The following is a 6,798-nucleotide window of genomic DNA, read 5'->3' on the forward strand; positions in this document are numbered from 1 at the left end:
ACACGAGCAACGCCGCGCGTCTTCGTCGGCAGATGCGGCTCAAGACGCGCGAACTGCTCGTCCGTCAGCCAGAAGCAGTCCGATCCCATCGGCGTTCTCCCTCGAGGACGCCTCTGAATCACGCTTCGCTCGACCTGCAAACCCCTTAATGGGTCCGGGCCCTAGGGCGGTTCGACCTGGACGACCCCGAGGGGGCGAAGCGGGGCGGGAACACGGGCTGGGTCTCAGCCGAACGTTGCTTCCGGCCGTGACGGCGTCACGTGGCCGACCGTTCGGCGTCGTGACACGGGACTTGCGCATGGCTTCGGTTGGCGCGATTGTACCCCGCAATGTACCAACCGGCGTCGCCCGGCGTGGCGATGCGGCTCAATTTTGAGGCGGTTGGGGCGTAAATGAGATTGGGTCCCACCCTCTCCGCCATCTAGCCCCGACAGCCGAACCGCGAGCAATCCTTGAGAAGTCAGGGATCTGTTCACGCCTGGCGACGCCCGTCAGGGCGTCCGGATCGTGGCCTCTTCTGCAATTGTACCGCCAGATGTGGAAGGCCGCGCCGGCGCAGAGGGCCGTCGCAGGGCAGCGTCGTCTCTCCCGAAAAGTCCCGCGGGCCTGCCGCCCGAGCCCCGCCCACATGCGAATGGTCAACCGGATCTGCGTCGTAGGGTCGACGACGTCATCGGACGGGCGCCTGACCCTTGGCGGCGCCATTGCCGTTGTCTGCCGGCGCCGGCTTGTCCGCGTAATGCAGGGGCGCCCGGAAGACCTTTGCGTGCAACCATTCGCGCGTTCGTTCCAGCAGCACGTAAAGCATCGGCACCAGGAAGATGCCGATGAGCGAGGCAGCGACCATGCCGCTGAAAACCGACGTGCCGACGGCGCGACGGCTGGCTGCGGCGATGCCGACCGCCGTCACCAGCGGCAGGAGACCAAGGATGAAGGCGAAGCTCGTCATCATCACCGGCCGGAAGCGCTGGCGGGCGCCGACAACGGCGGCCTCCTCGATCGGCATGCCTTCCTCGCGGCGGTCCTTGGCGAAGGCGACAATCAGAATCGCGTTCTTCGCCGCAAGGCCGATGAGCACCACGATGCCGATCTGGGCGTAGATGTCGTTGTCGAGGCCCGTCAGGCGCAGCCCCAACATGGCGCCGAGCAAGCCGGCGCTGACCGACAGCAGCACACCGAGCGGGATGGTCCAGCTTTCGTAGAGTCCGACGAGGAACAGATAGGCGAACAGCACCGCAAACCCGAGGATGATGCCGGTTTGTCCGGACGCTTCGAGTTCCTGATAGGCGGTGCCCGTCCACTGGTAGGAGTAGCCGGCGGGCAGGGTCGTCGCGGAGAGTTGCTCCATGACAGCGATGGCCTGGCCCGAGCTGATGCCGGGCGCCGCATTCCCCATGAGCATGGCGGCGCGATAGTTGTTGTAGCGGGTGATGAACTGCGGCCCGACCGCCTCTTCGGCGTTAAGCAGTGCGCGAAGCGGAACCATGTTGCCGGTGTTCGAGCGCACGAAAATCCGATAGATGTCCTCGACGGTCCGGCGATCTTGGGCCTCGCCCTCGATGATCACCTGCCAACTGCGTCCGTACCGGTTGAAGTAGTTTACAAAATATCCGCCCAGGGTCGTCTGCAGGACATTGAAAATGTCGTTCACGTCGACGCCGACATTGAGCGCCTTTTCGCGATCTATGTTGAGGCGAATCTGTGGCGTCGCAGCTGAGTAGGTGGTGAAGACCTGATCCAGGCCGGGGTTCTGGTTGGCGGCGATCGTCAGCGCGCGGGCGACGGAGGCGAGGTCTGCGGGCGATTTCCCGCTCAGGTCCTCCAGCTCGTACTGGAAGCCCGAGCCGGTGCCGAGGCCGATGATCGGCGGCATGTTGATCGGCAGGATCTGCGCATCGCGAATGCCCGCCGTCTTCTGTCGCACCTCACGCATGATGTCGAAGACGGACAGGTTCGGGCCGAGGCGCTCGGCAAATGGTTTCAGGGTGACGATCAGGAAGCCGGAATTGGATTCGGCAAGACTGTCGATGAAGCTTCGCCCGATGACCGCAGTGATGCTGGCGACGCCGGGCGCCGCCTTCGTGATCTCGCTGACCTGTTCGACGACGCTTTGGGTGCGGCTGCGCGCGGCGGCGGCCGGCAGGTTGACCTGCACGAAAAACAGACCCTGGTCTTCCTCCGGCAGGAAGCCGCCCGGGAGCGTCCTGTCCAGCCAGTATGCGCCGCCGCCGAACATCGCCACCAGAAGCAGCGACAGGGCCGCGACCCGCACCAGCCGCCGGACGATGCTCCCGTATCCGTCGCTGATGCGCTCGATAAAGGCGCTGACCTTGCCCATGGCCCGGCTGTAAAGGCTGTCGGAATGTCCGTGCTTCAAGAAGACGCCGCAGAGCGCCGGGCTCAGCGTGAGCGCGTTCACCGCCGATATGAGCATGGCGACAGTGACGGTGACGGCGAATTGGCCGTAGAACTTTCCGGCGATACCGGGGATGAACCCAACGGGCACGAAGACGGCCAGCAGCACCAGCGTGATCGCGATGATCGGCCCGGTGATCTCTTTCATCGCCTGTTTGGTGGCTTCCTTGGCCGGAAGCCCGGTCGCGGTCATGACGCGCTCGACATTTTCGACCACGACGATCGCGTCATCGACGACGATGCCGACGGCAAGAATCATGGCGAAGAGCGAGATCGTGTTCGCCGAGTATCCGATGGCCAGCAGCACGGCGAACGTGCCGATCAGCGACACGGGGACGGCAATGGCGGGAATGAGGGTGGCGCGCAGGTTTCCGAGGAAGACGAACACGACGACGATCACGAGGGCGAAGGCCTCGATCAGCGTCTTGATCACCTCCTGGATGGATGACGAGACGAAGACCGTGGTGTCATAGGTGATCTTGTAGTCGATCCCTTCCGGAAAGGATTGTTTGAGCCGTTCTAGTTCCTTGCGCACGCCTTCCGCCGCGGCGACGGCGTTCGAGCCGGGCGCCTGGAACACGCCCAGCACGGCCGCGGGAGCCCCGTCGAGCCGGCCGACGGTGTCATAAGATTGGGCGCCGAGTTCGATCCGCGCCACGTCCTTCAGGCGGATCTGGGCGCCGCTGGTCTTGGCTTTGATGACCACGTCCTCGAACTGCCGGACGTCGGCGAGGCGGCCCTGCGTCACGAGGTTGAGCTGAAGCTGCTGCTGGTCGGGCATCGGCGGCGCGCCGAGGCGGCCGACGGCCGCCTGCACGTTCTGGCTCTGGATCGCGTCGATGAGATCGGACGGGGTCAGGCCAAGGCTCGCCAGCACATCGGTCTCGAACCAGATGCGCATGCTGTAATTGAGGGTCCCGAAGGATTGCGCCTGGCCGACGCCGGACACACGGGCGAGGGGATCGACAACGTTGATGATGGCGAAATTGTTCAGAAAAAGCTCGTCGTAGAGTTTGTTCGGCGAGTAGATCGTGACGATTTGAAGAAAGGCCGGGGATTGCTTTCGGACGCTGAGACCGCTGCGCGTCACTTCGGTCGGCAGGCTGCTTTCGGCCAGTTGGACTCGGTTCTGGACATTGACGGTCGCGATGTCCGGGTCGGTGCCGAGTGCGAATGTAACGTTCAGCGTGTACGACCCGTCGTTGCCGCTGGTCGACGACATATAGATCATGCCGTCGACGCCGTTGACCTGCGATTCGATGACTTGGGCGACCGTGCTCTCGACAACGTCGGAACTGGCGCCGGGATAATTTGCCGAGACTGAGACCTGCGGCGGCAGGATGTCGGGAAATTGGGCGACCGGGATCCGCTGCATGGCGATCAGCCCGGCGAGCGTGATTACGATCGCAATAACGATGGCGAGGCGGGGGCGATCAACGAATATGGCCGACAGCATCGCGGGCCTTTCTTGTTCCTGCCTCGTGCAGCGCTCAATCGGTTCGTCGCATCGCTAAGAGTCGCTGGCCGGCGCGGGGTCTACGGCGACGCCAGGGCGCACCCGCTGGAGGCCGTCGACGATGACCTCGTCGCCCACCTTCAACCCCTCCCGCACGACCACATCGGCGCCGGAATTCGCGCCGGTCGTGATGCGCCGTTGCGCCGCCTTCCCGTCCTCGACCAGCATGACGAAGTTGCCGCCCTGATCGGTCAGCACCGCCTTTTGCGGGATGACCAGGGCCTGCACGGGATCCTTGCTTTGGGCGAACACGCGGGCGAACTGTCCATCGAGGAGCGCGCCGCGCGGATTTGGGAACACAGCGCGCAAGGCCAGGGTGTCGGTGTTCGGATCGACCTTGACGCCGGTGTAGTCGATCTTGCCGGTTTCGGGATATTCCGCGCCGGTCGACATGAAGAGGTGGACCGCGACGCTCTCCGTCGACTTCGCGCGGTCGCCTTCGGTCACTTGCAGAATGGTTCGGTCGCTGACCGGGAACGTGACGTAGATCGGGTCCTGGCTGACGATTGTCGCCAGGGCGCCGCTGCTCGGTCCGACCAGGGCGCCGACCGACACGGATGCACGACCGACGCGGCCATCGAACGGCGCCTTGATCTCCGTATAGCCGAAGTCGATCTGCGCCTGCTCCACGGAGGCCCGCGCCTGTTCGACCGCGGCCTGCGTCTGCTTCTCGGCCGCGATGCGGTCATCCAGGATCGACTCGGAGACGAAGTTTTCCTTGATCAAGGAGCGAGCACGGTCCGCCTGCTTGGTGGCGTTCCATGCATCGGCTTCGGCCTTCGCGAGATTGGCGAGCGCGGCGTTGAGTTCTGCCTGATAGGCGTTCTGCTGGATGACGAAGAGCAGGTCGTTGGCCTTGACCATCGCCCCCTCCGTATAAGCTCTCTTGGTGAGAAAGCCCTGAACACGCGCGACAAGGTCGACCTTTTGGACGGCTTCGACGCGGCCGATGAAGCTCAAGCCCGGATTGGTCGGTCGTTCGGCCGCCTTGATGACAGCCACGGGCACGGGTGCGGAGGATGGAGGTTCTTTGCCGGCCGTGCCGTTCTCGCCGCATGACGCCGTAAGCAGGCTGGCGGCGATGGAGACGCAGAGAAAGAATGCGGAGCGTACGTTGCTGGCGCGAGGCGCGGAAGTCCGCGCCATGAACCGTGACGGCAGCCGTAACAACCGATCGCTCGACAATCGATCGTGCATCATCCTGCTCTCACCAATGCAGCTACAAGCTCGAGGCGTTCATTCTCTCCGAGGACGTGTGCTGCAGCAGACTTCCGTCGGCCGAACGCGACCGCGGATGAGAGTGTTGTAACCGGCGCACGGCGAAGTCGCTTGAGGGAGATCAATGCCGCGTCGCCACCAGCCACGCGAGGCTTGCATCCGCTTCTGGAGCGGGTCGGCAGGCGCACCGACGGATCTGCGCATCAGGAAGGCGGTCCGGGCGATACGCTCGGTCTGAGCTTCGCGTCGAGTTGCGGCCCAGCGGGAGAGCCGCAGGCATTGGAAAGAGCCGGGCCCCGCGGGCAAAGGCGGCGCGAGATCCTGGCAAGGCGTCGTTCGACGACGCAAAGCCAAGAACTCGGTCACCACATATCTCTGCGCGTTCAAAACGCGAAAGGCGACTGCAAGGAGTAGTTTGTCGTCTGGTCCGCGTATCAGGCGGCTGGTTGAACGGCCTGCAACGCTTGCGCCGCGCCGGCGACGTCGATCGCCACCTTCCCGCGCAGCCCTCGTGCGGCGCCGTTCTCCGAGAGAGCGTGCGCCTCGCTCATCTGCGCGAGGGGGAACGTCGCTCCGATCACGGGCTTCACCAGCCCGCGCTCGACAAGAGCGGTGAGCGCGTCGAGTTTGCCCCTGTTCTGGCGGGTGAACACGAAGTGATACGCAGCGTTCTTGCCCCAGGCCTCCAGTAGGTTTTGCGGCTGAGCAATGTCGACGATGCTGACGACACGGCCGAAAGGCGCCAGCGTTGATGGACTTCTGGTGAGCGTATCTCCGCCGACCGTGTCGAGGACGACGTTGACGCCAAGTCCCTCGGTCAAGCGGGAAATCTCCTTGACGTAATCTTCTGCGGTATAATCGATCGCGTCGTCAGCGCCGAGCGAGCGGACGAAGTCGTGGTTGCTGGCGCGCGCGGTCGTGATCACCCGCGCGCCGATCGCCTTGGCGACCTGTATGGCGATTGTGCCCACGCCGCCTGCGCCACCATGGATGAGGATCGTCTCCCCGACGCTCAGCCGCGCACGCTCGACAAGCGCTTCCCAGACCGTGCCGCCCACGAGCGTCAGGCTGGCGGCCTCAAGGTGGCTGAGGTTCCGCGGCTTGCGTCCAACGATCTCGACGTCCGCGACGTGCTGCTCGGCGTACGAGCCAGCGCCGCCGAAGATCTTCGGCGTGTAGTACACTTCGTCACCGAGCGAGAACTCACCGACGCCCTCGCCGACCTCCTCCACGACGCCCGAGATGTCGTGGCCGATGATGGCGGGCAGCGGCACGTAGTCTGCGTAGTCGCCGCGGCGGATCTGATAGTCGAGCGGATTGACGGCGGTCGCGTGCACACGCACCCGAACCTGGCGCGGGCCTAAGTCCGGAACCGGCGCCTCGCGGAACTCGAACGCGTCCGGCCCCCCAAAACGGGGAAGCACGACCGCCTGCATGGTCTTGGTCATGGCCGATCCTTGGTGTCGTTGTCGTCGAGGGGGCGTCAGTGATTGGGGAGGTCTGCCTGAAGCGTGCGTCCGCCTAATCGCAGACCCGGACCTGACGGGTGACGACCGTTCCAATCGACTTCGGGCCGGCAGTCTCGAAGACCCGACGTGTCTCGGTGTGGCAGCCTTCGATCGAAGCAACGTGGGCTCGATCGCCCGGGG

The 6,798-nt window shown here is 64.6% G+C and carries 3 protein-coding genes; all 3 read right to left on the minus strand.

Annotated elements, in window-relative coordinates:
- Positions 1-670: 670 nt before the first annotated feature.
- The gene (locus ACIKT0_RS10765) at positions 671-3,871 is read right to left on the minus strand and encodes an efflux RND transporter permease subunit (protein ID WP_407105346.1); all 3,201 of its coding nucleotides are present in this window, start codon (positions 3,869-3,871) and stop codon (positions 671-673) included.
- Between the two features lie 54 nt (positions 3,872-3,925).
- The gene (locus ACIKT0_RS10770; RefSeq protein ID WP_407105347.1) at positions 3,926-5,131 is read right to left on the minus strand and encodes an efflux RND transporter periplasmic adaptor subunit; all 1,206 of its coding nucleotides are present in this window, start codon (positions 5,129-5,131) and stop codon (positions 3,926-3,928) included.
- Between the two features lie 452 nt (positions 5,132-5,583).
- Complete coding sequence (locus ACIKT0_RS10775; protein ID WP_407105348.1) at positions 5,584-6,597, minus strand: zinc-dependent alcohol dehydrogenase family protein; 1,014 nt, start codon at positions 6,595-6,597, stop codon at positions 5,584-5,586.
- Positions 6,598-6,798 lie beyond the last annotated feature (201 nt).

Source organism: Hansschlegelia beijingensis, from assembly GCF_045505405.1.
GTDB classification, from domain to species: domain Bacteria; phylum Pseudomonadota; class Alphaproteobacteria; order Rhizobiales; family Methylopilaceae; genus Methylopila; species Methylopila beijingensis_A.

Excerpts from the sequence above, each read along its gene's own strand:
- ACIKT0_RS10765 (WP_407105346.1), bottom strand. The coding sequence starts at position 3,871 with ATGCTGTCGGCCATATTCGTTGATCGCCCCCGCCTCGCCATCGTTATT.
- ACIKT0_RS10770 (WP_407105347.1), bottom strand. The coding sequence starts at position 5,131 with ATGATGCACGATCGATTGTCGAGCGATCGGTTGTTACGGCTGCCGTCA.
- ACIKT0_RS10775 (WP_407105348.1), bottom strand. The coding sequence starts at position 6,597 with ATGACCAAGACCATGCAGGCGGTCGTGCTTCCCCGTTTTGGGGGGCCG.